This window comes from Microbacterium helvum (genome assembly GCF_014779795.1).
Lineage (GTDB): Bacteria > Actinomycetota > Actinomycetes > Actinomycetales > Microbacteriaceae > Microbacterium > Microbacterium helvum.
This window is the reverse complement of sequence record NZ_JACXZS010000011.1, coordinates 139,909-165,923: the sequence shown is the minus strand read 5'-3', so window position 1 is coordinate 165,923 and position 26,015 is coordinate 139,909. Positions and strand designations below refer to the sequence as shown.

Sequence of the window (26,015 nt, the reverse complement as noted above, 5' to 3'; positions counted from 1 at the left end):
GTGGTGGATGCCGCCACCGCCGCCGCCTCGACCGCCGAGGCGCTGCGGGACGAGGCATCCGGAACCGTCCTCGACCCCGTCGCACGCGATGCGGGCGCCCTCGACGGACAGCCCATGCGGCGCGCGAACGTCGCGCGACTCTTCGCCCGCGGACGACGCCCGTCCTGGACGCTCGTCGTCGCGATCGCGGTGATCGTCGTCGCCGTCCTCTGGGCGGCGGTGCCGTGGCTGTTCACCGCGTACGACCCGATCGACGGCGTGCCGGCGCAGAAGCTGCTGCCGCCGAGCGCCGAGCACTGGTTCGGCACCGACGCGATCGGCCGCGACCTGTACGCGCGCGTCGTCTATGGAGCGATCCACTCGCTGTCGGGCGCGCTCATCGCCGTGACGGTCGGCCTCGCGGCGGGAACGCTGCTGGGCGTCGTCGCGGGTTCGGTGGGCGGGTGGCTGGACGACGTGCTGATGCGGGTCGTCGACGTGCTGCTGTCGATTCCCGGACTGCTGCTCTCGCTGTCGGTGATCATCCTGCTCGGCTTCGGCACCGTGAATGCGGCGATCGCGGTAGGCATCGGCAGCGTCGCGTCGTTCGCGCGGCTGTCGCGGTCCGAGGTGGTCCGCGTGCGGCGCACCGACTACGTCGAGGCGGCGTTCGGCAGCGGCGGCTCGTTCGCCGCGGTGCTGCGCCGTCACGTGCTGCCGAACTCGCTGACCGCCGTCGTGGGCCTGGCCGCACTGCAGTTCGGCGGGGCGATCCTCGCCATCTCGACGCTCGGGTTCCTCGGCTACGGTGCACCGCCGCCGACGCCGGAGTGGGGCCTCCTCATCGCCGAGGGGTGCAACTACGTCGCGCGTCGCCGCCGAGACCGAACTGGTCGAGGTCGCAGCCCTCGGACCGGGCTTCGCGGGGGCGCTGAGGCGTGAGGATGTCGCCCCCGAGGTGGAACGCGCGCTGCGGGCCATCGAGTCGGCCGACCTGCTCGTCGCCGCCAGCCCGGTGTACCGCGCGTCGTTCACGGGCCTGTTCAAGCACCTGTTCGACTTCGTCGGACAGTACGACCTCGTCGGAACGCCGGTGCTTCTGGCCGCGACGGGCGGCGGCGAACGTCACGCGCTCATCATCGAGCACCAGCTGCGCCCGCTCTTCGGGTTCTTCCAGGCCCTCACCCTGCCGATCGGCGTGTACGCCTCGAACAGCGACTTCACCGACTACCGGCTGAGCTCGCCCGACGTCGCGCGTCGCGTCGTGCAGGCCGTCGACCGCTCGCTGCCGCTCGTCGAGCAGGCCGCCCTCGTGCGCAGATCGGAGTACGTCGCGACCTGGTGATGAAGACGATGGGATGCCGGCGGCCGAGGCCGCCGGCATCCCATCGTCCTTCTCGGGGTCCGTCATGAAATGGGTCCGCGCGCGTCTTGCATGACGTGAGCTTCGATGTGACCCCCACCCGCCGCAGCGGCGGCGCTTCGCCGTTCCTCACGACCGCGGCAGCCGCGAGACTCGCCGGGCTGACCCCGGCGACCCTCACCCGCCGGCTCGCGAACGGCGATCTGCCCGGGTACCGGTTCGGGCGGCGCTGGTTCGTGCCCGAGGCGGAGTTCCGCCGGCAGCTTCGACGCCGCGCCTGGATGGTGCGGGCGGATGCCGTGCCGGAGGTCATCCGCGAACTGACGCAGACGCTGCCGGCATTCCTCACCGCCGACGATCTGGAGCGGTTCTTCGCCGTCCGGCGGACGCTGCTCGCCGAGGCGGTGCGGATGCCGGCGTTCTCGGCGCGCGGCGACGGCACCACGATCGCCGTGCTCGAGCGGACGCTGCAGGCGGCTCGCAACGGCTGCCCGCCCTGCGTCGCCCAGGTCGGGTCGAGAGGCGTGCAAGGGGCTGCATGACGCCGGATTGCGGGCCGAGCCTGTACGCGACGGCGGTCGCCCGTCTAGACTTGCCCGCGTGTTGACCTGTCGGTGTTGTCGCCCCTGCCGTTGAAGCCTCCGCTTCACGCAGATCTTCGCGACCCCTGACAACCCTCCGCGCCCGTGTGCGCGGCAACACCTGAGGACCCTCACGTGCGTTACGCCCAGAGCGTCGCCGACCTCGTCGGCAACACCCCTCTCGTCCAGCTGAACCGCGTCACCGACGGCATCGCCGCCACGGTGCTCGCCAAGGTCGAGTACTTCAACCCCGGCGGCTCGGCGAAGGACCGCATCGCCGCCCGCATCATCGACGCTGCCGAGCGCGACGGGTTCCTCCGGCCCGGCGGCACGACGCGCCTGTTCCAGCTCGCCGAGTCGCTCGGCGGCGTCGAGTCGCTCATGAACTACCCCGATGAGATGACCCACGCGTCGGTGCGCGGCACCGAGCTCGCCGTGCCGCCGGAGGTCGTGCGCCTGTCGGTGGGCATCGAGACCGCGGCCGACCTGCTCGACGACCTCGATCAGGCGCTCGCACGGCTCTGACCCCACCGCGGTGGGAACCGTAGGCTCGGGGCATGTCCGCGAGCCCTTCACCGCTGCCCGGCCCGTCCTCGCTCCTCACGCAGCCGCTGCGGATCGGCGCCGTCACGGTGCCGAACCGCATCATGCAGACGGCGCACTCCAAGCAGTACTCCGACCGCGTCGAGTCCGACCGCGAGACGGCCTACTACGTGCGGCGGGCGCGCGGCGGCTGCGGGCTGTTCATCGCGGGCAACCACTTCGTGCACCCGACGGGGTCGATCAAGGGCTTCGAGGACGCGTTCCGTCCCGAGGGCGTCGCCGCCTCGAAGCGGATGACGGATGCCGTGCACGAGGCCGGCGCGAAGATCTTCGTGCAGCTCAACCACCACGGCGCGCAGGCGCAGGCCGACAGCCCCGACGGGCCGCGCACGGTGTATGCCCCGTCGCGCATACTGTCGCCGTCGACCGCGCACGCGACCCGTGAGATGGATCACGACGACATCGCCGCACTCGTCGAGGGCTGGGCGCTGTCGGCCGAGCACTCCCGCGCGGGCGGGTTCGACGGCGTCGAGATCCACCTGGCGCACGGGTATCTGCTGCACCAGTTCCTCTCGCCGCTGTACAACGCCCGCACCGATGAATACGGCACAGGCGCGTACGGCGGCGATCTGGAGGGCCGAACCCGCTTCCCGCGCGAGGTGCTGCGGGCGGTGCGCGATCGCGTCGGCGACGACTACACGGTCGGCATCAGGATCGTCGCGAACGAGTTCCACCCGGACGGCCTCGACGGCGCGGCGATGCGCGAGGTGATCGCGCGCCTGCGGGCCGAGGTGCGGATCGACTTCCTCGATCTCGCGGCCGGCGGCTACCACAACGTGCACTATGTGTTCCCCTCGTCGCCGATGCCGTACGCGTGGCTGCGCGAAGACGTCGCCGCGGTGAAGGCGGCGAACCCCGACGTGCCCGTGTTCGGTGTCGGCGCGGCCCGCTCGGTCGAAGAGGCCGAAGAGGTGGTCGCGTCGGGCATCGCCGACATGGTCGCCCTGACGCGCGCGCAGATCGCCGACCCCGATCTCGGCCGCAAGCTCGTCGGCGCTCCGCCTGTCGAAGCCTCGAACCCCGGCATCCGTCATTGCATCCGTCTGAACCAGGGATGCCTCGGACGCGGCAGCCGCGGACTGCCGATGTCGTGCACCGTGAATCCGCTCGCGGGCCGCGAGCTCGAGCGCGGACCGCGGCCGCTGGCCGACGCCCCGCGGCGCTGGGTCGTCGTCGGCGGAGGACCGGCCGGCATGCGCGCAGCCGTGGAGCTCGGCCGCGACGGGCACGAGGTGACGCTGATCGAACGGGCGACGGAGCTCGGCGGGCAGCTGCGGCTCGCCCGCCAGGTGCCGGGGCGCGAGAGCGTCGGGCTGCTCGTCGACGACCTCGTGCGCGACCTCGCCGATGCCGAGGTCGACGTTCGGCTCGGCGTGGCCGCCACCGCCGAGCTGCTGCGCGGATACGGCGCCGACGGCATCGTGATCGCGACCGGTGCGGTCGCACCCCGGGCCACATCGCTCGCGCTCGGCGGCGCGTACGCCGGCGGCTTTCCGGCGCACGGCACGATCGACGCCTTCGCCGCGGCATCCCATCGCGGTGCGCTCGGTCACCGTATCGTGGTGGTCGACGCCGACGGCACCGCCTACGCCGCCGGCATCGCGCTCATGCTGCTGCCGCACGTCGACGAACTGGAGCTCGTGACGCCGTTCGAGACGGTGTTCCCGCACATCGGCGCCGGGTACGATCGCCCGCTGCTGCTGGAGCGACTCGGCGCCGCCGGCACCTTCCGGCGTCGCACCGCGCACCGCGTCGAGCGGGTGGCCGGTCGCGAAGCGGTGGTGCGCGACACCCTCACCGGGCAGGCCACGACCCTCGCCGGCATCGACACGCTGGTCGCGATCGAGCCTCGCGCGTCGGTGGGCATCGACGGCGTCCGGGATGCCGCGCCCCGGCTGCCCGGCGCCGCCCCGGGAGGAGCCGCCGGGAGCGCGGACCCGGCCGCGCCCCGCATCGTCACGATCGGCGACGCCTTCGCGCCGCGCACGATCGACGCCGCGATCTTCGAGGCCGTCGAGCTCGCCTACGACGTCGCCGGGCTCGCCGTGCTGCGCGGCTGACCTCTCCCGCGGCTGCGGCTCGCGGCATCCGGGTTCCCGCCTGTTCCCGCACTCTCGTACGTTCAACAGGTCAACCGCGCTTCCGCCGGGCGCACGGCGACCCGACCCCACCGCGGACGACCGCGCTGGCTACGCTGGGGCCGTGGACCCCGTCGCCGCAACGCTCGTCATCCTGGTGCTCGCGGTGATCGCGTTCGTCAGCAACCGCGTGCCGATCGGCGTGGTCGCCATCGGCGTCGCCCTGGCGCTGTACTTCACCGGCGTGCTCACCCTGCCGCAGGCGCTGGCCGGGTTCGGCGACCCGACGACCCTGTTCATCGCGGGGCTCTTCGTCATGAGCGAGGCGCTCGACGCGACGGGCATCACCGCCTGGGCAGGGCAGAAGGTCATCGGTCGCGCGGGCACGAAGCGCAACACGCTGATCGTGGTGATCGCGCTGCTGGTGGCGGGCCTCACCGCGCTCATCAGCATCAACGGCGCGGTCGCCGCGCTGCTGCCGCTCGTCGTCGTCGTCGCGGCGCGCGCGGGGATTGTCGCCTCGAAGCTGCTCATGCCGCTCGCCTTCGCCGCCTCGGCGGGCTCGCTGCTGCTGCTGACCGGCACACCCGTCAACATCATCGTGTCGGAGTTCGCCGCCGGCGCCGGCGGACGCGAGTTCGGGTTCTTCGAGTTCGCGCTGGTCGGCGTCCCGGTGCTCGTCGGCACCATCGTGATCCTGCTGCTCGGCGACCGCCTGCTGCCCGAGCGGCGCGGCGCGCTCATGCCGAAGGACCTCATGCGGCATGCGCGCCTGCTGCGCAGCCAGTACTCGCTGTCGCTCGACACCGGCACGCTGCTCGGCCCCGTGAACGGCGTCACCGAGGTCGTGGTCGCACCGCGGTCGCCGCTCATCGGCAAGACGCTGTGCGCGGGGATGACCACCAAGAAGGGCGACCTCGTCGTGCTCGCCGCCCGCCGCGGCGACGAGCAGCTGAAGGGCGCCGAGTTCGTCGTGCAGGCCGGCGACGCGCTGCTGTTGCAGGGCGCGTGGGACGATCTCGCCCGTCGCGCGAACGAGCCCGGCGTGCTCGCGGTCGACGATCCGTCGCAGCTTCGGCGTTCGGTGCCGCTCGGCCGGGGCGCGAAGCGGGCCGCCGTGATCCTGCTCGCCATGGTGGTGCTGCTCGCGACCGGACTCGTGCCGCCCGTGGTCGCGGCGCTCCTCGCCGCGTGCGCGCTCGTGCTCACCCGCACGGTCACCGTCACGCAGGCCTATCACTCGATCTCGTGGACCACCGTCGTGCTCATCGCCGGCATGATCCCGCTGTCGACCGCGTTCATCAGCACCGGCACGGCCGACCTGATCGCCGGGTGGATGCTGTCCTTCCTGGGCGATGCGGGTCCACAGGTGGCGCTGCTCGCACTGTGCGGCCTGACCGTCGTGCTCGGGCAGCTCATCAGCAACACCGCGACGGTGCTGATCGTGGCGCCGATCGCGATCTCGGTCTCGCAGGCGATGGAGGTCTCGGTGCAGCCGTTCATGATGGCGCTGACCGTCGCAGGTGCCGCGGCCTTCCTCACGCCGATCGCGACGCCGGCGAACCTCATGGTGATGGATCCCGCCGGCTACCGCTTCGGCGACTACTGGAAGCTCGGGCTGCCGCTCGCGATCTTCTTCCTGCTGATGGCCGTGTTCTACGTGCCGCTGGTCTGGCCCTTCTGACACTGGATGCCGGCGGCCGCGGCCGCACGGGAACGCCCCGGGCGGCGGCATCCATCGTCTGAGATGCGCGACGCCCCAGCCGTCGGGTCGGCCGGGGCGTCGCGGGTCGGGGGAGGGTCAGGCGACGGACCAGCCGCCGTCGCTGGCGAGGTTCTGGCCGTTGACGTTCACGCCGTCGTCCGACAGCAGGAACGTGATCGATGCGGCCAGGCGGTCGGCGGTCACCGGCGGCACCATGACCGCCATGCCCGCCTGCACGCGCTCGGCGCCGAGCGGCGAGTTGAACTTCGCCTCGATGTTGGTGATCACCGCGCCCGGCGCCACCGCGTTGACGCGGATGCCGCTCGGTCCGTACATGTACGCGCTCGACTTGGTCAGTCCGACCACGGCGTGCTTCGACGCGGTGTAGGCGGCACCGGCGGCCGAGCCGCGCAGCGACGCCTCGGACGAGGTGTTGACGATCGAGCCGCTGCCCTGCGCGAGCATCGCCGGGATGACGGCGCGCATGAGCTTCATGGTTCCGGTGACGTTCACGTTGAAGACGCGGTCCCACACGGCGTCGGTGACATCGCCGACGGGGGTCATGTCGTCCATGATCCCGGCGATGTTGGCCAGCCCGTCGATGCGGTCGCCGGCGGCCTCGATGATGCGGGCGACGCCCTCGTCATCGGTGATGTCGGCGGTCAGCGCGACGACGTCGGCGCCCGGGTGTGCGGCGACGAACTCGTCGAGGCGCTCCTGGCGGACGTCGACGGCGATGACGCGGCCGCCCTCACGAGCGACGCGTGAGGCGGTGGCGCGGCCGATGCCGGAGCCTGCGCCCGTGACGATCACGGTCTGGCCCGTGAAGCGGCCGGCGGTGATCTTCTCGGCCCACTGCGCCTTCGGGGTCTGCGCTCCGGCGGTGGCCTCGGCGGGGACTCCGTCGGGGTTCACCTGTGCGACGAGCGCGTCGAGGGCCTCCTGCGGGAACGCGCCGCCGCTCATCGCGACGAGGTTCTGGAGGGGGAGCCCGGCGATCGGCGTCAGCGCCTCGGCGCTCTGCCCGCCCTGGGCGAGCAGGCCTCGCAGGACCTCGCCGCCGGCGGGGTCGTCGAGCCAGGTCTGGATGGTGGAGGCTCCGGTGAGGGGAGCGAGGGCGGTGCTCATTTCGTGTCTTCCCTTTCTTCATGCAGTGCGTGGGGGCTGCGGGTCCGGGGATGAGGATCCTTCGGGGCGGCTCCTACCGGACAACTATGTCCGGTACTAGGCTACCACCGTGCCCAGCACCGCATCCCCCCGTGCGGAGACCCGCCAGAACCGCGGCCCCGCAGCCGCCGCCGACAACCGCCGCGCCCTCATCGCCGCAGCGCGAGAGGTCTATGCCGAAGGGGGCCTCGGAGCCCCGTTCAGCGCCGTCGCGAAGCGCGCCGGCGTCGGACAGGGCAGCCTCTACCGTCACTTCCCCGACCGCACCGCGCTCGCCGTCGCCGTGTTCGAAGACAACGTGCGCGACCTCGAGGAGTACACCTCGGCACCCGACCGCACGATCGAGGATCTGCTCGACCGGGTCGTCGACCAGGCCGTGGTGTCGACCGCGTTCATCCAGCTGGTGACCGCCGACCTCACCGACCCGCGCGTGGCGGTCCTCGGAGAGCGCTTCTACGGAGTCGTCGAGCGGCTCGTGGCGCGCGACCGCGCCGCCGGCCGCATCGGCGACCACGTCGAGATCGAGGACGTCACGATGGCCACCGGCATGCTCGCGACCGAGCTGGCGAGAACGGATGCCGCAGCCCGGCCCGCCGCGTCGGCCCGGGCGCGCCGCCTCTTCCGCGCGGCCTTCGCGCCGCGCTGAGCCAGGCCGCCGAGGCCGGCGCAGTGCCGCGTCAGACGCGGGTCGCCGCCGTGTCATCCCAATCGATGGCGTGGTCGTACAGGTGGTTGTTGCGGGTGTTCTTCGTCGCGTTGCGGAGGAACAGCGGCAGCAGGAGGTCGCGCATCCAGACGGCGATGCGCGAGGCGCCTGGCGCCTTCTGTCGTCCGATCCCCGAGACGCTCTTCGCGCGGGTCGGACCGGTGTACGAAGGCGTCACCGCGCGCTGGAACGAGTACCTCGAGACGTTGACGGACGAGCAGCTCGAGTTCGCGAACGAGTTCGTGGCGCGGGCGGCCGCTTTCAACCGCGCCCAGACGGAGTCGCTGCGCAGGACGTAGCGCCGCTGGTCTGGGCGCCACGATTCACAGGCGCGTCCAGGCCTCCGTCAGCACGCCGCGGAGGATCTGCTCGATCTCGTCGAACTCGGCCGGGCCGATCGTCAGCGGCGGCGCGAGCTGGATGACGGGGTCGCCGCGGTCGTCGGCACGGCAGTAGAGGCCGGCGTCGAACAGCGCCTTGGAGAGGAACCCGCGCAGCAGCCGCTCGGACTCGTCGTCGTCGAAGGTCTCTTTCGTCGCCTTGTCCTTCACGAGCTCGATGCCGAAGAAGTAGCCGTCGCCGCGCACATCGCCGACGATCGGCAGGTCCGTCAGGCGCTCCAGCGTCGAGCGGAACACCGGCGAGTTCTCGCGCACGTGCTCGTTGAGCCCCTCTTCTTCGAAGATGTCGAGGTTCTCCAGCGCGACGGCGGCCGACACCGGATGCCCGCCGAAGGTGTAGCCGTGGTAGAAGGATCGGTCGCCGTGGGCGAACGGCTCGTAGATGCGGTCGCTCACGATCGTGCCGCCCAAGGGCGAGTAGCCGCTCGTGACGGCCTTCGCGAACGTGATCATGTCGGGCTGGTAGCCGTAGGCGGAGCACGCGAACATGTGACCGATGCGGCCGAAGGCGCAGATGACCTCGTCCGAGACGAGCAGCACGTCGTACTTGTCGCAGATCTGGCGTACGCGCTGGAAGTACCCGGGCGGCGGCGGGAAGCATCCGCCCGAGTTCTGCACGGGCTCGAGGAACACCGCCGCGACGGTCTCAGGGCCCTCGAAGAGGATCATCTCCTCGATGCGGTCGGCCGCCCACACGCCGAACGCCTCGATATCGTCGGCCGGGGCGCCCATGTCGGCGGCCCGGTAGAAGTTCGTGTTGGGCACGCGGAAGCCGCCCGGCGTGACCGGCTCGAACATCTCTTTCATCGCAGGGATGCCGGTGATCGCGAGCGCTCCCTGCGGCGTGCCGTGGTACGCGACCGAGCGCGAGATCACCTTGTGCTTGGTGGGGCGGCCCTGGATCTTCCAGTAGTACTTCGCGAGCTTGAACGCGGTCTCGACGGCCTCGCCGCCGCCGGTCGAGAAGAACACCTTGTTGAGATCGCCCGGTGCGTAGTCGGCGAGACGGTCGGCGAGCTCGATCGCGGCCGGGTGGGCGTACGACCAGATCGGGAAGAACGCCAGCTCTTCGGCCTGCTTCGCGGCCGCCTCGGCCAACCTGCGCCTGCCGTGCCCGGCGGCGACGACGAACAGTCCCGCGAGCCCGTCGATGTACTTGCGCCCCTGCGAGTCCCAGATGTGGTGGCCCTCGCCCTTGACGATGATCGGCACGCCCGGCCCCTCGGTCATCACGGACTGCCGGGCGAAGTGCATCCAGAGGTGGTCCTTCGCCATCTGCTGGAGCTCGGCCTCGGTGCGCGTGGCGCGGGCGGTGCGGGCAGGACGTTCGGTCGAGAGAGACATGCGTGGCCTTCCGTCAGACGTGCCCTCACGCTATCGGGGCGACGCGCCCGCCCGGTAGGGCGTTCTGTGCTGAGTGGATGCCGGTCCCGTCGGTCCGTCCGGCCCAATCCCCTCAGTTCATCCGTCACAGATGTACGCCGATCCGCCGCTGGCGCGTACATCTGTGACGAATGAACCAGAGAAGGAGCGCGGGCGAGGGCGAGAGGGCGGCGCGGGCGGGTCAGGTGGAGCCGCGGGGGATCAGCCGCGTGGGAAGGAAGATCGGCTCGGGCGAGAGCGGGGCGCCGGCGGCGGCGTCGGTGAGGGCCGTGACGGCGGCCGCCGCCATCTCTCGGATCGGCTGGCGCACGGTGGTGAGGGGCGGGGTCAGCCAGCGGGCGCTGCGCAGGTCGTCGAAGCCCACGACGAGCACGTCGTCCGGGATGCCGCGACCTGTCGCCACGGCGGCGGCATACACTCCGGCCGCCATCTCGTCCGAGCATGCGAAGACGCCGAGCCGGTCGCCCGGGCGGAGACGCCGCAGGAGGGGGATCGCCGCCTCGCGTGCGGCGACGGCACCCCAGTCCGCTTCGAGGGTGACGAGGTCCGCCCCGGGACGGGTGGACTGCAGGCCCTCGCGGAATCCCTCGTGGCGGGCGCGCCCGTATCGGTAGGGCGGCGAGCCGAGCACGATCGCGAACATCGTCGCGCCGCGATCCGCGAGGTGCAGCGCCGCCGTGCGGGCGCCGGCGCGATCGGTGGTGCGCACGCTCGTGAGCCCGCGCGAGGTCTCGGCCTGCGGATCCATCAGCACGACGGGGATGTCGGCGTCGGTGAGGGTCGCCAGCTGCGACGCGGTCGGCGAGATGAGGCCCAGCATCACTCCCGCCGAGCCGCGGCGACGCACCCGCATCGGCCAGTCGTCGTCGGGGGTGTCGCGCTCCTCGGTGAGCACGAGGTCGTAGCCGGCCGCCGCCGCGGCGCTGCGCGCACCCGCGGTCACCTCGTCGGAGTACGCGTTGTGGTAGCCGCCGAGCACGAGATCGACCAGTCGCGCGGATCCGGGCGGACGGCCGCCCACCGCCGGGTCTCGTGCGTAGCCCAGGCTGCGCGCCGCCGCCAGGACGCGACGCCGCGTCGCGGGGGCCAGGTCGCCCCGTCCCGAGAGGGCGCGTGAGGCTGTGCCGATGCTCACACCGGCGTGCGCGGCGAGGTCGGCGAGGGTCACGCGATCGGGCACGCGACCACCCTCGCGCACGCACGGGGTTTTGCGCAAGATTGTCGCGGGCTCGGGGCGCCGGTGGCATCGTCGGTCCCTGGAAAGGGCACTCCACGATGACGACGACGACATCGCCGCTGCGGATCGCGCTGATCGGCACCGGCTTCATGGGCCGCATACACACGCAGGCCTGGCGCACCGCACCGCGCTTCTTCGACCTCCCCCTCGACCCCGTGCCGGCGCTGCTCGTCGGACGTCGAGCCGATGCGACAGCCTCGTTCGCGGACCGTCAAGGGTGGCCCGAGCACTCCGTCGACTGGCGCGAGGCCGTCGAGCGCGACGACATCGACGTCATCGACATCTGCACGCCCGGCGACACGCACGCCGAGATCGCGCTCGCCGCGCTCGCCGCCGGCAAGCACGTGCTGTGCGAGAAGCCGCTCGCGAACTCCGTCGCCGAGGCGGAGGCGATGGCGGATGCCGCCGCTCATGCCTCGGACATCGCCATGTGCGGCTTCAGCTACCGCCGCACTCCCGCGCTCGCCCTCGCGAAGGAGCTGATCGCCGACGGACGCGTCGGCGAGATCCGCCACGTCCGTGCGCAGTACCTGCAGGACTGGCTGAGCGACCCCGACGCCCCGCACACGTGGCGCCTCGACCGCGACCGCGCGGGCTCCGGCGCGCTCGGCGACATCGGCGCGCACTCCATCGACACCGCGCAGTGGCTCGCGGGCCAGAGCATCGACGCCGTCTCGGCCGTGATGCGCACCTTCGTCACCTCGCGCCCGCGCCGCGGCGAGGTCGAGGGCCTCGGCGGCGTGGCCGCCGACCCGACCGATCGCCTTCCGGTCACGGTCGACGACGCCGCCGCGTTCACGGCGCGCTTCGACGGCGGCGCCCTCGGCGTCTTCGAGGCGACCCGCATGTCGACGGGCCGCCGCAACGCCAACCGCATCGAGATCGCGGGCGACCGCGGCGCGATCGCCTTCGACTTCGAGCGCATGAACGAGCTCGAGGTGTACGACGCCGCCGCCGATGCCGCGCAGGGGTTCCGCCGCGTGCAGGTCACCGAGGCACGCCATCCGTATGCGGGCGCCTGGTGGCCCGTCGGCCACGGTCTCGGCTACGAGCATCTGTTCACGCATCAGGCCGTCGACTTCGTCCGTGCGATCGCCGGCGAGATCCCGGTGTCGCCCACGTTCGCCGACGCGGCGCAGGTGCAGCGCGTGCTCGCCGCCGTCGAGCAGAGCGCCGAGCACGACAGCATCCTCACCCCGGTGGCACCGGCCATCCGCGAAACCGAAGGGAACCCCGCATGACCCGCACCGCCCTCGTCGTCCGCGGCGGATGGGATGGCCACCATCCCGTCGAGGCCACGGACCTGTTCATCCCGTTCCTCCAGAGCAGCGGGTTCGAGGTGACCGTCGAAGAGGACCCGCAGGTCTACGCCGACGCCGACCGCATGGCGGCGACCGACCTCGTGCTGCAGTCCGTGACGATGTCGCAGGCCTCGAACGAGGCCGTCAGGGGTCTGCGCGACGCTGTCGCCGCCGGCACCGGTCTGGCCGGCTGGCACGGCGGCATCGCCGACTCCTTCCGGGCGAGCTCGGACTACCTGCAGCTCGTGGGCGGCCAGTTCGCCACCCACCCCTCGAAGCACCCTGACGAGGTGCACGGCGACCAGACCGACAACTACCTCGAGTACACCGTCGAGCTCACCGACCTCGGTCGCGGTCACGAGATCATGGCCGGGATCGACGACTTCACCCTCACCACCGAGCAGTACTGGGTGCTGCACGACGACCTCATCGACGTGCTCGCAACGACCACGCACCCGGTGCAGCCGTACCATCCGTGGCACCGGCCGATCGTGTCGCCCGCGGTGTGGACACGCGAGTGGGGCGCCGGACGGATCTTCGTGTCGACACCGGGGCACAGCCTCGACGTGCTGCAGGACGACAACGTGCGCACCATCATCCAGCGCGGACTGCTGTGGGCAGCCCGATGAGCGCGGCAGAGCCGACCGCTGTCGGCATCGTCGGCCTCGGCGTCATCTCGGGCCAGTACCTCTCGACGCTTGCGGAGGCCGCCGGCATCCGCGTCGCCGCCGTCGCCGACCTCGACGTCGCGCGCGCGCAGGCGGCCGCGGCGAACCTGCCCGGATGCCGCGCGCTCTCGACCGACGAGCTGCTCGCCGACGACGGCATCCACACCGTCCTCAACCTCACCATCCCTGCGGCCCACGCCGATGTCGCGCTCGCCGCCATCGCGCACGGCAAGGACGTCTATGGCGAGAAGCCGCTGGCGGCGACCTTCGCCGACGCCCAGCGGGTGATGGATGCCGCCACCGCCGCCGGAGTGCGTGTCGGGGGTGCTCCCGACACCGTCCTCGGCACCGGCGTGCAGACCGCGCGCGCCGCGATCGACGACGGGCGCATCGGTCAGCCGGTGTCGGCGTCCGCGATGTGGGTCTCGGCGGGGCACGAGTCGTGGCACCCGCAGCCGGACTTCTACTACCGGGAAGGCGGTGGACCGCTGCTCGACATGGGTCCGTACTACGTGACCTCGCTCGTGCAGCTGCTCGGCCCCGTCACCGCGGTGTCGGGCGCCGGATCGCGCTCACGCGACGAGCGCGTGATCGGCTCGGGCCCCCGTGCCGGCGAGCGGATCCCGGTCGAGGTCGACACGCACCTGACCGGCATCCTTCACCACGCCTCGGGTGCGATCTCGACCGTGACGATGAGCTTCGACGGGGTGCGCTCCACCGCCGAGCCGATCGAGGTGCACGGCGTCGACGGCTCGCTGATCGTGCCCGACCCGAACGGGTTCGCGGGCGACGTGCGCCTTCACGAGCGGGGCGGGGAGTGGCAGACGCTCGAGCCCTGGGCGGGCTACGTCGACGCCGGGCGCGGCATCGGACTCGTCGACCTCACGCGTGCCACGCCCGACGGGGTCGACGGCCGTGCCAGCGGCGCCATGGCACTGCACGTGCTGGAGATCATGACGGCGCTCACGGCGTCCGCAGCCTCCGGCATCCGCGAAGCTCTTCGCACCACCGTCGAGCGTCCCGCGCTCGTGCCGCTCACCCCCGCATCGAACTGGAGAAGCCTGTGACCACGGCCCGCGCCGTCATCGACCTCGACGTCCCCGGCGAGGTCATCAGCCGCCACCTGTACGGGCACTTCGCCGAGCACCTCGGCCGCTGCATCTACGGCGGGTTCTGGGTCGGTGAGGACTCGCCCATCCCGAACGTGCGCGGCATCCGCTCCGACGTCGTCGAGGCGCTGCGCGCCCTCGGCATCCCGAACCTGCGCTGGCCGGGCGGCTGCTTCGCGGACGACTACCACTGGCGCGACGGCATCGGCCCGCGCGAGAGCCGACCCACCATGGTCAACACGCACTGGGGCGATGTCGTCGAGAACAACCACTTCGGCACGCACGAGTTCATGGACCTCTGCGACCTGCTCGGCGCCGACGCGTACGTCAACGGCAACGTCGGCAGCGGCACGGTGCGCGAGATGAGCGAATGGGTCGAGTACCTGACGCGCGACGGGGACTCGCCGATGGCGCGCCTGCGTCGTGAGAACGGCCGCGACGAGCCCTGGAAGGTCCCGTTCTGGGGCATCGGCAACGAGGCGTGGGGCTGCGGGGGCAACATGACCGCTCAGCAGTACGCCCTCGAGGCCCGCCGCTACGCGACCTACTGCCGCAACCACGGCGGCAACGAGCTGTACCGCATCGCCGCCGGCGCCTCCGACGACGACACCGCGTGGACGCGCGCCCTGATGGAGTCGCTGGGATGCCTCACCTGCGGCTCGAACCCGACGCCGCTGTTCCAGGGCGTGTCGTTCCACTACTACTCGCACGCCGGCGCGGGCATCAACACCGAGTCGGCGACCTCGTTCACCGAGGAGGAGTTCTACGGCACGATGCGCAAGGCCCTGGAGGTCGAGCGGGTGATCCGCCGTCACGAGGCCGTCATGGACTCGTACGACCCCGACCGCAAGGTCGGGCTGATCCTCGACGAGTGGGGCACGTGGTGGAACGTCGAGCCCGGCACCAACCCCGGGTTCCTGTTCCAGCAGAACACGGTGCGCGACGCGCTCGTGGCCGCCGTGCACTTCGACGCGTTCCACCGGCACGCCGGACGCCTCAAGATGGCCAACATCGCGCAGACGCTCAACGTGCTGCAGGCGATGATCCTCACCGACGACTCCGGCGCCATGGTGCTGACCCCGACTTATCACGTGTTCGAGATGAATCGCGGCCACCACGACGCCACCGCGCTCGCCGCTCACGTGCTGCAGACGCCGACCGCGGCCGGTGACGTGCCCGGCCTGTCGGTGTCGGCCTCGACCCGCGACGACGGCGCCCTGGTGTCGCTGTCGAACCTGTCGATCGATCAGGCGCTCCACGTGCAGGTGGACCTGCGTGGTCGCGGTGCGTCGGTGCGTCGCGCTCGCGTGCTGACGGGGGCGGATGCCGCCGCCCACAACACCCCGGAGGCCCCTGACGCCGTGGCGCCCGTCGAACTCGACGCGTCGCTGCAGAACGGCGTGCTGTCGGTGACGCTGCCGCCGCACTCGTTCGCGACGGTCGAGCTCGACCTGGCGTGATCCGGACTCCTCCTCCTGGTCGTTGAGCGAGCGGAGCGAGTCGAAACGTCGTGAGCCACCTGTCGGACCCGGCCACGTCGGTGCGGGTTCTCGAGTGCGGCTTGCCACGTTTCGTCTTCGCTCGTTCCTCGCTCCGCTCAACGACCGGGGGCACGGCCCGAGAAGCACTCAGGGCCGGGATCCGAATGGATCCCGGCCCTGAGTGCTTTGTCGTCAGCGCGATTCGCGCACCAGCGGAGACACCGTCGCCACGGCGGACCGGGGGGAATCCGCCGTGAGCGCGTGCGTGCCGCCGGTGAGTTCGATCGCTGCCTCGGTCTCGCGCACGGCGCACGAAGGTCCGACCCACAGCTCGACCCGGCCGGGCTCGACGATGCGGCGACCGTCGCGGCCGGTGAAGGCCAGCCGCGTCGCGGGGACGTCGAAGGTGACCGTCGCCGACTCGCCGGGATCCAGCGTCACGCGCTGGTACGCGAGCAGCTGCGCGACCGGCCTGGTCACCGACGCGAACACGTCGCGCGCGTAGAGCTGCACGACATCAGTGCCCGTGCGCTCGCCCGTGTTCGACACCCGCACGCTCGCGACGAGGGTTCCGTCGGTGGCGGCGTCGGCGACATCCAGCTCTTCACGGGCGAACGTCGTGTACGTCAGGCCGTGCCCGAACGGGAGCACGGGCGTGTTGTCGGCGCTGGTGATCTCGGTGGGGCCGCCGAGCACGGGGTGCAGATATGTGTACGGCTGCGCACCGGCCGATCGCGGCAGCGAGACCGGCAGCCTGCCCGAGGGTGCGGACGAGCCCGACAGGATGCGCGCGATCGCGGGGCCGCCTTCTTCGCCCGGGAAGAACGCCTGGATCACCGCGCCCGCCGCGGACGGGCCCTCGAGCATCCAGCCGATCGCGTACGGGCGGCCCGACACCACGACGACCACGGTCGGTGTTCCGGTCGCGACGACCGCCTCGACGAGGCGTCGCTGCGCGCCAGGAAGCTCCAGATCGTCGACGTCGTTGCCCTCGCCGACGGTGCCGCGGCCGAACAGCCCGGCACGGTCGCCGACGACGACGATCGCCGCCTCCGCCCGCGCGGCGGCCGCAACGGCGGCGTCGATGCCGGCGGGATCGGGGTCCTCGACGTCGCACCCGCGCTCCACCTCGATCGACGCGGACGGCAGCTCGACCCGAAGCGCCTCGGCGATCGTCGGGATCTCGAAGCCCAGCGCGGTGCCGGGGTGGTGGGCGAGCACGTGATTCGCGAACGAGTAGCAGCCCATCAGCGATTCGGCCGCGTCGGCATTGGGGCCGATCAGCGCGACGCTGCGGACGGCGCCGAGCGGCAGCATCCCGTCATTGCTCAGCAGCACGACCGACTCCTCCGCCGACCGGCGGGCGAGCTCGCGCAGCTCAGGGCTGTCGAGCGCGACCTCCGTCGGGGGCTCCGACAGGTCTTCGTCGAGCAGGCCGAGCTCCTCTTTCTGTGCGAGCACGCGCAGCACCGCGCGGTCCACGTCGGCGAGGCCGTGGGGGTCGGTGGCGAGACGCTCGCGCAGCGGTCCGACGAACGCGTCGCCGGTGGGCAGCTCGATGTCGATCCCCGCCCGCAGCGCGAGCAGGGCGGCCTGGCCGAGATCCGCCGCGACGCCGTGCAGCGCGTGGAGGAAGGCGACCGCGAAGTAGTCGGCGACGACGGTGCCGTCGAAGCCCCACTCCTCGCGCAGCAGCTCGGTGAGCAGCTCGGGGTTCGACGCGACCGGCACGCCGTCGATCTCGGCGTACGAGTTCATGACCGACCGCACGCCGCCGTCGCGGACCGCCATCTCGAACGGCGGCAGGACGACATCCTGCAGCCGGCGCCGGCCCATGTGCACGGGCGCATGGTTGCGCCCGGCCTGTGAGGCCGAGTAGCCGGCGAAGTGCTTCAGCGTCGCGTGCACGCCCGAGGACTGCAGGCCGCGCACGTAGGCGGTGCCGATCGTCCCGACGACGTACGGGTCTTCGGCGATGCACTCGTCGACGCGTCCCCAGCGAGGATCCGTGATGACATCGAGCACCGGCGCGAGCCCCTGGTGGATGCCGAGCTCCCGCATCGAACGGCCGATGGCCGCGCCGACCTGCTCGGTCAGCTCGGGGTCGAAGGCGGCGCCCCACGCCAGCGGCGTGGGGAAGGTCGCGGCCTTCCAGGCAGCCAGTCCCGTGAGGCACTCCTCGTGCACGATGGCCCCGATGCCCAGGCGCGAGCGTTCCCGCAGGCGTCGCTGCTCGTTCCACAGCCACTCCGCGCGCTCCACCGGGTCGACCGGCCGGGTGCCGTAGACGCGCGTGAGGTGCCCGATGCCGTGAGCCGAGGCATCCTCGTACTTCGTCGACGTCGCCATCTCGCCGGCCATCGGCGCGACGAGGTCATCGCCCTGGTCGACCCAGTAGCCGACGAGCTGCGCGAGCTTCTCGTCGAGGGTCATCTGGGCGTGCAGCGCACGCACGCGCTGCGAGACGGCGGGCAGGTCCACGCCGCTCAACCCTTGACCGCCCCGGTGAGACCGCCGACGATGCGACGCTCGAAGAGGCTGAAGAACGCCAGCGCGGGGATCATCGACAGCGATGTGAAGGCGAGCACCTTCGCGGTGTCGACCGAGTACTGCGACGAGAACGCCTGCACGCCCAGCGGCAGGGTGAAGTTCGCGTTGTCGTTCAGCAGGTACAGCGGCAGCAGGTAGCTGTTCCAGCTGCCGATGAACGCGAGGATGCCGACCGTGATCACGCCGGGGACCGCCAGCGGGATCACCATGCGCCAGAAGAAGCCCAGGCGGCTGCAGCCGTCGATGAATGCCGCCTCCTGGATCTCGTCGGGGATGGCACGCAGGAACGGCACCAGGATGATGATCGTCGTCGGCAGCGCGAAGGCGATCTGCGGCAGGATGACGCCCGCCAGCGAGTTGATGAGCCCGAGGTCGCGCACCACGATGTACAGCGGTGTGATCGCGACGGTGATCGGGAACATCAGGCCCGCGGCGAAGAGCGCGTACATCGCGCCCCGCCCTCGGAAGTGGTACCGGGCGAGCACGTAGCTGGCCATGAGGCCGAGGATGATGACCCCGACGGTCGTGGCGACCGCGACGATCGTCGAGTTCAGCACGAGCGTCCAGAACGTCCCCTCGGTGAGCACGTCGAAGTAGTTCGAGAACACCCACGGGTCGGGCAGCCCCGCCGGATTCGTGGTGATCTGCGAGTTCGTGCGGAATCCGCCGAGGATGATGTAGATCACCGGGCCGAGCATCAGCGCGATCACGACGAGCGCGATGAAGTAGACGGCGGGGGTGCCGGCGCGCATCCGCGGGGAGCGGGGCCGCGTCGGCGCAGCGGTCGGCGCGGCGGTCGCCACAGCGGCGGTCATCGGTCGGTCCTTTCGGTGAGCGCGCCCGCGGTGTCGCGGCGCAGCACGAAACGCTGGTAGATCAGGGCGACGACGAGCGAGATGAGGAAGATCACGACGGCGACGGCGTTGCCGTAGCCGAAGTTGCCGGCGTTGCGGCCGTTCGAGACCATGTAGGTCGCCATGGTGGAGGTGCCGGCGACCGGTGCCACGTACTGGCCCCAGATGATGTAGACGAGGTCGAACAGCTGCAGGGCGCCGATGATGGACAGGAACGCCCAGATCCGCAGGGTCGGCCCGAGCAGCGGGATCGTGATGCGCCACTGGATCTGCCAGTAGCTCGCGCCATCGATCGCCGCGGCCTCGTAGAGCTCGTCGGGGATGCCCTGAAGCCCTGCGAGGAAGAGGATGACCGCGAAGCCCACGTACTTCCACGTGAGGATCGCCATGAGCGTCCAGATCGCGATGCTCGGGTCCGCCAGCCAGTCGCGCGTCAGCTGATCCAGGCCCATATTCTCGAGCAGGCCGTTGAGCGCGCCGTTCGTCGCGAGCATCAGGCTGAAGCCCGTGCCGACGACGACCTCGGCGATCACGTACGGCACGAAGATGAGGACGCGGATGAGCGACTGGCCGCGCATCTTGCGGTTCAGCAGGAGCGCCAGCAGCAGTGCGACGGGGCCCTGCAGCACCAGCGACATCACCATGATGAAGCCGTTGTGGCTGAGCGCCTCTTGGAAGTCGGGGTCCGTGAGGATCGTGATGTAGTTCTTGAGGCCGACGAAGTCGACGGCCGGGCCGTAGCCGTGCCAGTTGAAGAAGCCGTAGTAGGCCGCCATGATCACCGGGAAGATGACGAACCCGACGAAGAAGATCAGTGCGGGGCCGGCCAGCACCGCGATCTCCAGTCGGCCCGACCATCCGATCCCGCGACGTCGGCGGCGCGGCGATGCCGGGGGCGGCGGCGTTTCGCCGCCGCCCCCGGTCCGCTGCGCGCGATCCGTGTCCGGGCGATCGTCCGTATTCGGTGTCGCGCTCTTGTGCATGCGGAGAGTTCCTTATCCCTTCGCGCCGGCCGCGTTGGCTGCCGCGATCATCTCTTCGGGCGTGCTCTGACCCGAGAGCATGTCGACGACGGCCACGTTGAGCGCGTTGCCGACGTTCTGACCGAGCACCGTGTCGAGCCACTGCGAGACGAACGGCGCGGCGTTGTACGCCTCGAGGATCTGCTTCAGGTAGGGCTCGGTGACCTGCTCCTGCGCGACCTGGTTGACCGGCGGGGAGTTGAACGCCTTGTAGTAGGCGGTCTGCTGGTCGTCTGACGCGACGAAGTTCAGGAAGTCGACGCACTCCTTGGGAGCCTTCGCCGAGCAGGAGTATCCGTCGACGCCGCCCATGATCGAGCCGGGCTCGCCCTTGCCGCCCTCGACCTCGGGGAACGGGTACCACGCGAGGTCGGGGAGGGGCTTCTCGTCGGGAGTGAGGGATGCGATCACGCCCGGGTCCCACGCGCCCATCAGCTCGCCACCGGCCTGGTGGTTCGCGACGAGCCCGGCCGAGCTGCCGGCTCCCTGCTGAGCCGAGGTCGTGAGGAAGCCCTCGTTGAACGGCTCGGTTGCGGCGAAGTCGTTGAGGTCCTCGGCGGCCTTGAGCCAGCACGGGTCGCTGAAGTCCTTCGAGTCGCCGGTCTCTTCCATCGTCTTCGGGGCGCACTCGCGCAGCGAGAACCAGTAGAACCAGTGGGCGGCCGGCCAGGCGTCCTTGCCGCCGAGGGCCAGCGGGGCGACACCCGTCGCCTTCAGCTTGTCGTTGGCCGCGACGAGCTCGTCGATCGTGGTCGGGGTCTCGGTCACGCCGGCGGCGTCGTAGAGGTCCTGGCTGTAGAAGATGCCGCCGGGCAGCACCGACAGCGGCATGGCCCAGAGCTTGTCCTGGTACATCTGCGCCTTGAACGAGCCCTCCGAGATGTTCTCCTTCGCCTCGCCCTCGATCTTGCCGGTGAGGTCCATCAGCTGGCCCGCCTGCACCATGGCGGTCATCTTGCCGCCGCCGCGCTGCAGGAAGATGTCCGGCGGGTCGCCCGCGTTGAGGGCCGTCTGCAGCTTTCCGTCCAGGTCCTCGTTCTGGATCGACTGCATCTTGATGGTGACACCGGGGTTGTCCTCTTCGAACGCGGCGATCGCGTCCTTCCAGAACTGCTGCCCGGGGCCTGTCGTCGAGTTCTGCCACAGCGTCATCTCGACGTTGCCGTCGCCGCTGTCGCCCGAGCCGCCGGCACTGCAGCCGGCGAGCGCGAGCGCGCCGACGACGAGTGCCGCCGAACCCATGAGGATCCTCTTGGCTTTCATGTGATTCCCGTTCTCTTCTTCGAGGAGCACCGCCGCTGCGGGGTGCCGGTGGTCTGCGCGATCGGACCGCGCACTCTCGGCGTGCGACCGAGCGAGAAAAGTCTGCGTGTCCAACAAATCATCTGTCAAACGTTTTCAATAACGGTTTCGATGGCGTTATGCTTTCGAAACATGACCCGCCGCCCCACGATCACGGATGTCGCGAAGGCGGCCGGCGTGTCCGTCGCGACCGTCTCGAAGGCCGTCAACGGCCGGTACGGAGTGGCCAGCGAGACGGTCGACCGCGTGCTCGCCGTCGTCGCCGAACTGGGCTACGAGTCGAGCCTCATCGCCAGCAGCATGCGTTCGCGCACGACAGGAGTCATCGGCGTGCTCGTCGCGGATTTCGAGCCGTTCAGCGCGGAGATCCTGAAGGGCGTCGGGCAGGCGCTGGGCGACAGCCGCTACGACCTGCTGGCTTATTCCGGCTCGCACGGCACGGCCGAGGGGTGGGAGCGCCGCTCGCTCTCGCGGCTCAGCGGCACGCTCATCGACGGTGCCATCATGGTCACGCCGACCGTGGTCAACGTCGGCGCAGAGGTGCCGCTCGTCGCGATCGACCCGCACACCGGGCCCGCCGATCTGCCCACGGTCGAGAGCGACAGCTACGGCGGTGCTCTCCAGGCGACGCGACACCTCATCGAGCTGGGGCATACCCGGATCGGGTTCATTGCAGGACGCCGCGACCTCCGCTCGTCGATCGCGCGCGACGCGGGCTACCGCCGGGCGCTGACGGATGCTGGTCTGCCGGTCGACCCGGGGCTCGTGGGATCGGGCAGCTACCGGCAGGACGCCGTGCGGGTGGCCGCGCTCGACATGCTGCGGCGCAAAGACCGGCCGACCGCGATCTTCGCGGCGAACGACATCTCGGCCCTCGAGATCGTCCGCGTCGCCGACGAGCTCGGCCTGCGGATCCCGCGGGACCTGTCCGTCATCGGATTCGACGACGTGCCCGAGGCGTCGAAGGCGACGCCGGCGCTGTCGACGGTGCAGCAGCCGATGCAGCAGCTGGGCGCCGAGGCGGCGCGGATGCTGCTCACGCTCATGCGCGGCGAGACGCCGCCGGCGACGCATGTCACGCTGCCGACGCGGCTCGTCGCCCGCGAGACGACGGCGCCCCGGGTCTGACGCGGCGAGCGATCGGTCAGCTCGCCGCCCCGGCGGGGTCGTGGAGCAGCTCTCCGAACGCGGCTTCCGCGGCCCCGATGAGCAGTCGGTCCTCGGCGAGCGCTGCCGGAAGGATCGAGAAGTCCTCGCCGTTGGCGTGCATCGTCTGAGCGGCGACCGCGTCGGTGAGCCCCGCGGTGTCGCCGGCCGCCAGCATCGCGAGGAACCCGCCGAGCACCACGACCGCCGGGTTGAGCACGTTCACGGCGTTGGCCAGGGCGGTGGCGAGGATGCGACGCTGGCGGGCGATCTCGTCGAGCACCTCCGGAGCCTCGGCGGAGCGCAGCAGGCGGGCGAGCTCCGGTTCGTCGACGTTGCCGTGGCCGAGGACGGCCAGCAGTCGTGAGCGGCTGACCTCGTCTTCGAGCACGCCGTCGTCGGCGCGACGATCCGAGACGGCGGCGATGCCGGGGCGGTTCTGGCCGAACTCGCCGGAGTAGCCCGACGCGCCGCCGACGGGCATCCCGTGGACGATGAGGCCGCCGCCGATGCCGCTCGCGCCGCCGTTGAGGTAGACGACGTCGTCGAACCCGCGGGCGGCGCCGAACAGGTGCTCGGCGAGCACGCCGAATGCCGCGTCGTTGCCCACCGCCGTCGGCAGGCCCGTCGCCGCCTCGACGAGTTCGCGCAGCGCGGTGTCTCGCCATCCGAGGTGGGGGGCGTCGCGGACCAGGCCGTCCGACGCGCGGACGAGACCCGGCACCGCGACGCCGACGCCGACGATCCTGGCGTCTGCGAGGTCGTCGGCGCGCCAGGTCGCGACACGCTCGCCGATGAGCTCGGCGGTGCGCTCCGGGGTCAGAAGGTCCGTCATCTCGATGCGCTCACGCCGCCGCACACCGCGATCGAGACCGACGACCGCGAGCGTCAGGGCGTCGACCTCGGGGTTGGCGGCGACCGCGACCACGTCCGGGTGCGCGCTGACGAGTGGCGACGGCCGGCCCACTCGCCTGCTGGGATCCGGTGCGCGCTCCTCGACCAGCCCGAGCGTCGCGAGGTCGCCGACGAGGTCGGCGATGGTCGAGCGGTTCAGACCCGTCGCGCTCGTCAGCGTGGCGCGGGAGATGGGCCCGTCGAGGTGGACGAGCCGCAGGATCCGGGACAGGTTCGCTTGACGGCTGCCCACGGACTCGTTCATACCCACACTGTAGAGGGCCGGGATCGGCGGGGCGTTCGGTCTCATCCGTGCGTCGCTCGCGTCGTCACCGCGCTCAGCCGCGCGGGCGCGCCGTGCTCCCGCGCACCACGAGGTGGGTCGCGAGGTCCATGCGCAGCGTGTCGGGGACGACGCCGTCGGCGAGGCGCAGGGCGAGGCGGGTGGCCTCCTCGCCCATGCGGCGCAGCGGCTGGTGGACGGTCGTGAGCTGCGGGCTCATCCAGCGGGACAGCGCGATGTCGTCGTAGCCGACCACCGACAGGTCGTCGGGCACGTGCAGGCCCGCGGCGGACCCGGCCGCGATCACGCCCAGCGCCTGCAGGTCGCTGCCGGCGAAGATCGCCGTGGGCGGATCGTCGAGCGCGAGCAGTTCACGGGCTGCGGTCTCACCGCCGTCGGGGTGGAAGTCGCCGAAGCGGATCAGCGCGAGGTCGATGGGCAGCCCCGCAGCGTTCATCGCGGACCGGTAGCCGTCGACGCGGGCGAGCGAGCACATCATGTCTTCGGGCCCGGTGATCGCGGCGATGCGGCGGTGCCCGAGCTCGATGAGGTGACGCGTCGCCATGAGTCCGCCCGACCAGTTGGCCGATCCCACCGAGGGGACGTCGGGCGAGGGGTCTCCGGCCGGGTCGATGATGACGAACGGAATCCCGCGCGAGCGCAGCTTCTCGCGGTACTTGCGGGCGAGGTCGCTGAAGACCAGGACCACACCGGCGGGCCGGCGGCGCAGCACGCCGTCGATCCACTCCGGGCCGGGTTCGTGGCGATCGCCGCTCACCGTGAGCACCACCGAGAGCCCGGCGGCGTGGGCGACGTCCTCGACGCCCTCGATGACCTCCATCGACCAGCTCGACTCCAGCTCGTGGAAGACGAGCTCGATGAACTCGCTGCGCTGGGCGGTGCTGCGACGGGTGTAGCCGTGCCGGGCGAGGTGCTCCTCGAGTCGGGCGCGCGTTGCGGGTGCGACGTCCGTGCGGCCGTTGAGCACCTTCGACATGGTGGCGAGCGACACACCCGCCTCAGCCGCGATCTCGGCGAGCGTCACGCGCTGTGAGGCCGTCATGGTGCGATCGTAGTCCGAAAGTTTCCGGCGCCGGCTGCGGCCGCTGCGGCATCCATTCGCGCACGCAGCCACGCGAGCTGACGCTGCCAATGCACTCCTTCGCCGCCCTCGTGGCCGTTCCACGGATACGCCACGACCTCGGCGCCGCCCCGCCAGTGGTTCGCCGCGGCGTACACGCCCGACGGCGGTGCGACGGTGTCCATCAGCCCCGCCCCGAACAGTGCGGGCGCCGTCGCACGGCGGGCGAAGTTGACGCCGTCGAGGTACGACAGCGTGCGGAACACCTGCTCGTCGGCGCCGCGGTGCACCGAGAGGTACCGGGCGATCTCGGCGTGCGGGTCGGTGTCGGTGAGTCCGACCGTTCGCCGCATGTGACTCAGGATCGGCGCCGTGGGCAGCGCCGCGACGAGGTCCTCCGACAGCCCCGCCGCGGCGATCGCGATCGCCCCGCCCTGGCTGTTGCCGGTCACCGCGACACGGCCGGCGTCGATCTCGGGCATCGTCCGCACCGCGTCGACCGCGCGTGCCGCGTCGGTGAACACGCGCCGATAGTAGTGCGTCGCCGGGTCCTCGATGCCGCGGGTGAGGAATCCGGATGCCGCCGGCCCGGCCCCGTGCGGGTCCGGGGTGCTGCCGCCCGTTCCCCACGTCGATCCCTGGCCGCGCGTGTCGACGATGAGCTGCGCGAAGCCGGCGACGGGCCAGTGCAGGCGCTCGAACGGCAGGCCGCGCCCGCGGCCGTAACCGACGAACTCCACCACGGCAGGAAGCGGCGCCTCCGCGGCGTGGGGGAGGACCAGCCACGCGCGCACCGGGTCGCCGGCAAAGCCCGGGAACACCACGTCCTCGACATCGACGAGCTCCAGGCCGGTGTCGACGGGAGCGCGCCGGACGGCGGCATCCACTGCTCTCGAGCTCGCGAGCGTCTCGCGCCAGAAGATGTCGAAGTCGTCCGGCTCGGGGACGTCGGGCCGGTAGGCGGCCAGCTCGGGCTCGGACAGGTCGAATCTCGCCATCGGCGACTGCTCCTTCGCGGGTCGTGATGAAAATGTTGTCATGTCGCACGAAATGTCGAATGAAAACGTTGACATCGTGTGCGGGCCCACACTACCGTCGTCGTGTATCGAAGCGGAAGACGA

22 protein-coding genes and 2 pseudogenes are annotated in these 26,015 nt (G+C 71.3%); 14 read left to right on the top strand and 10 right to left on the bottom strand.

Features of this window, described 5'->3' with window-relative positions; all coding sequences use genetic code 11:
• The first annotated feature begins 114 nt into the window (after nucleotides 1–114).
• From IF188_RS16195 to IF188_RS16170, 7 genes and pseudogenes are all read left to right on the top strand, one after another.
• A complete protein-coding gene (locus IF188_RS16195) occupies nucleotides 115–921 on the top strand; it encodes an ABC transporter permease (protein ID WP_224752024.1) in 807 nt (268 codons plus the stop codon).
• On the top strand, nucleotides 869–1,324 hold the full coding sequence (locus IF188_RS16190) for an NAD(P)H-dependent oxidoreductase (RefSeq protein WP_318152910.1): 456 nt from the start codon (nucleotides 869–871) through the stop codon (nucleotides 1,322–1,324). The genes IF188_RS16195 and IF188_RS16190 overlap by 53 nt, the downstream gene beginning before the upstream one ends.
• Before the next feature lie 107 nt (nucleotides 1,325–1,431).
• Nucleotides 1,432–1,884, top strand: a complete 453-nt coding sequence (locus IF188_RS16185) for a helix-turn-helix domain-containing protein (protein ID WP_191172841.1) — start codon at nucleotides 1,432–1,434, stop codon at nucleotides 1,882–1,884.
• Between the two features lie 174 nt (nucleotides 1,885–2,058).
• Nucleotides 2,059–2,256, top strand: a pseudogene (locus IF188_RS20705) (pyridoxal-phosphate dependent enzyme); the annotation flags it as partial.
• Nucleotides 2,254–2,448, top strand: a pseudogene (locus tag IF188_RS20700) (PLP-dependent transferase); the annotation flags it as partial. The pseudogenes IF188_RS20705 and IF188_RS20700, both read left to right, overlap by 3 nt.
• Before the next feature lie 32 nt (nucleotides 2,449–2,480).
• Nucleotides 2,481–4,586, top strand: a complete 2,106-nt coding sequence (locus tag IF188_RS16175; protein ID WP_191172839.1) for an oxidoreductase — start codon at nucleotides 2,481–2,483, stop codon at nucleotides 4,584–4,586.
• A gap of 142 nt (nucleotides 4,587–4,728) precedes the next feature.
• Nucleotides 4,729–6,288: an SLC13 family permease gene (locus IF188_RS16170; RefSeq protein WP_191172838.1), complete on the top strand. Its 1,560-nt coding sequence runs from the start codon at nucleotides 4,729–4,731 to the stop codon at nucleotides 6,286–6,288.
• A 117-nt stretch (nucleotides 6,289–6,405) separates the two neighbouring features.
• Here IF188_RS16170 and IF188_RS16165 read toward each other — a convergent pair whose 3' ends face one another.
• Nucleotides 6,406–7,437, bottom strand: a complete 1,032-nt coding sequence (locus IF188_RS16165) for an SDR family NAD(P)-dependent oxidoreductase (protein ID WP_191172837.1) — start codon at nucleotides 7,435–7,437, stop codon at nucleotides 6,406–6,408.
• A gap of 109 nt (nucleotides 7,438–7,546) precedes the next feature.
• On the opposite strand from IF188_RS16165, the gene IF188_RS16160 reads away from it, so the two are divergent.
• Nucleotides 7,547–8,122, top strand: coding sequence for a TetR family transcriptional regulator (locus IF188_RS16160; RefSeq protein WP_191172836.1), 576 nt, complete (start codon nucleotides 7,547–7,549; stop codon nucleotides 8,120–8,122).
• A gap of 155 nt (nucleotides 8,123–8,277) precedes the next feature.
• Nucleotides 8,278–8,481 carry a hypothetical protein gene (locus tag IF188_RS16155; RefSeq protein ID WP_191172835.1) on the top strand — a complete coding sequence of 68 codons (204 nt, stop codon included), beginning with the start codon at nucleotides 8,278–8,280 and terminating at the stop codon, nucleotides 8,479–8,481.
• 24 nt (nucleotides 8,482–8,505) lie between these two features.
• On the opposite strand, the gene IF188_RS16150 is transcribed toward IF188_RS16155, so the two are convergent.
• On the bottom strand, nucleotides 8,506–9,927 hold the full coding sequence (locus tag IF188_RS16150) for an aspartate aminotransferase family protein (RefSeq protein ID WP_191172834.1): 1,422 nt from the start codon (nucleotides 9,925–9,927) through the stop codon (nucleotides 8,506–8,508).
• A 220-nt stretch (nucleotides 9,928–10,147) separates the two neighbouring features.
• Nucleotides 10,148–11,146: a LacI family DNA-binding transcriptional regulator gene (locus IF188_RS16145; protein ID WP_318152906.1), complete on the bottom strand. Its 999-nt coding sequence runs from the start codon at nucleotides 11,144–11,146 to the stop codon at nucleotides 10,148–10,150.
• Nucleotides 11,147–11,241: 95 nt separating this feature from the next.
• On the opposite strand from IF188_RS16145, the gene IF188_RS16140 reads away from it, so the two are divergent.
• From IF188_RS16140 to IF188_RS16125, 4 genes are read left to right on the top strand one after another with little or no spacing between them, the layout of a single operon-like run.
• A complete protein-coding gene (locus IF188_RS16140) occupies nucleotides 11,242–12,444 on the top strand; it encodes a Gfo/Idh/MocA family protein (RefSeq protein WP_191172832.1) in 1,203 nt (400 codons plus the stop codon).
• Nucleotides 12,441–13,133 (top strand): ThuA domain-containing protein, encoded by a 693-nt coding sequence (locus IF188_RS16135; protein WP_191172831.1) that lies wholly within the window; start codon nucleotides 12,441–12,443, stop codon nucleotides 13,131–13,133. The genes IF188_RS16140 and IF188_RS16135 overlap by 4 nt, the downstream gene beginning before the upstream one ends.
• Entirely contained in the window at nucleotides 13,130–14,239 is a 1,110-nt protein-coding gene (locus tag IF188_RS16130) for a Gfo/Idh/MocA family protein (RefSeq protein WP_191172830.1), read from the top strand. Before IF188_RS16135 ends, IF188_RS16130 begins: the two co-directional genes overlap by 4 nt.
• Entirely contained in the window at nucleotides 14,236–15,741 is a 1,506-nt protein-coding gene (locus IF188_RS16125; RefSeq protein ID WP_191172829.1) for an alpha-N-arabinofuranosidase, read from the top strand. Before IF188_RS16130 ends, IF188_RS16125 begins: the two co-directional genes overlap by 4 nt.
• A 213-nt stretch (nucleotides 15,742–15,954) precedes the next feature.
• Here the strand turns inward: IF188_RS16125 and IF188_RS16120 are convergent, their stop codons facing one another.
• The 4 genes from IF188_RS16120 to IF188_RS16105 are packed head-to-tail and all read right to left on the bottom strand — an operon-like array spanning nucleotide 15,955 to nucleotide 21,451.
• Nucleotides 15,955–18,195 (bottom strand): beta-xylosidase/alpha-l-arabinosidase, encoded by a 2,241-nt coding sequence (locus tag IF188_RS16120; protein WP_224752020.1) that lies wholly within the window; start codon nucleotides 18,193–18,195, stop codon nucleotides 15,955–15,957.
• A gap of 53 nt (nucleotides 18,196–18,248) precedes the next feature.
• On the bottom strand, nucleotides 18,249–19,127 hold the full coding sequence (locus IF188_RS16115) for a carbohydrate ABC transporter permease (protein WP_191172827.1): 879 nt from the start codon (nucleotides 19,125–19,127) through the stop codon (nucleotides 18,249–18,251).
• Entirely contained in the window at nucleotides 19,124–20,149 is a 1,026-nt protein-coding gene (locus IF188_RS16110) for a carbohydrate ABC transporter permease (protein ID WP_191172826.1), read from the bottom strand. The genes IF188_RS16115 and IF188_RS16110 overlap by 4 nt, the downstream gene beginning before the upstream one ends.
• A gap of 12 nt (nucleotides 20,150–20,161) precedes the next feature.
• Nucleotides 20,162–21,451: an ABC transporter substrate-binding protein gene (locus tag IF188_RS16105; protein ID WP_191172825.1), complete on the bottom strand. Its 1,290-nt coding sequence runs from the start codon at nucleotides 21,449–21,451 to the stop codon at nucleotides 20,162–20,164.
• A gap of 171 nt (nucleotides 21,452–21,622) precedes the next feature.
• Here IF188_RS16105 and IF188_RS16100 point away from each other — a divergent pair, with 171 nt between their 5' ends.
• Entirely contained in the window at nucleotides 21,623–22,618 is a 996-nt protein-coding gene (locus IF188_RS16100; RefSeq protein WP_191172824.1) for a LacI family DNA-binding transcriptional regulator, read from the top strand.
• Between the two features lie 16 nt (nucleotides 22,619–22,634).
• Here IF188_RS16100 and IF188_RS16095 read toward each other — a convergent pair whose 3' ends face one another.
• From IF188_RS16095 to IF188_RS16085, 3 genes are all read right to left on the bottom strand, one after another.
• Nucleotides 22,635–23,795 carry an ROK family transcriptional regulator gene (locus IF188_RS16095; protein ID WP_191172823.1) on the bottom strand — a complete coding sequence of 387 codons (1,161 nt, stop codon included), beginning with the start codon at nucleotides 23,793–23,795 and terminating at the stop codon, nucleotides 22,635–22,637.
• A gap of 73 nt (nucleotides 23,796–23,868) precedes the next feature.
• On the bottom strand, nucleotides 23,869–24,876 hold the full coding sequence (locus IF188_RS16090) for a LacI family DNA-binding transcriptional regulator (RefSeq protein WP_191172822.1): 1,008 nt from the start codon (nucleotides 24,874–24,876) through the stop codon (nucleotides 23,869–23,871).
• On the bottom strand, nucleotides 24,873–25,892 hold the full coding sequence (locus tag IF188_RS16085) for an acetylxylan esterase (protein WP_191172821.1): 1,020 nt from the start codon (nucleotides 25,890–25,892) through the stop codon (nucleotides 24,873–24,875). The genes IF188_RS16090 and IF188_RS16085 overlap by 4 nt, the downstream gene beginning before the upstream one ends.
• Between the last annotated feature and the right edge of the window lie 123 nt (nucleotides 25,893–26,015).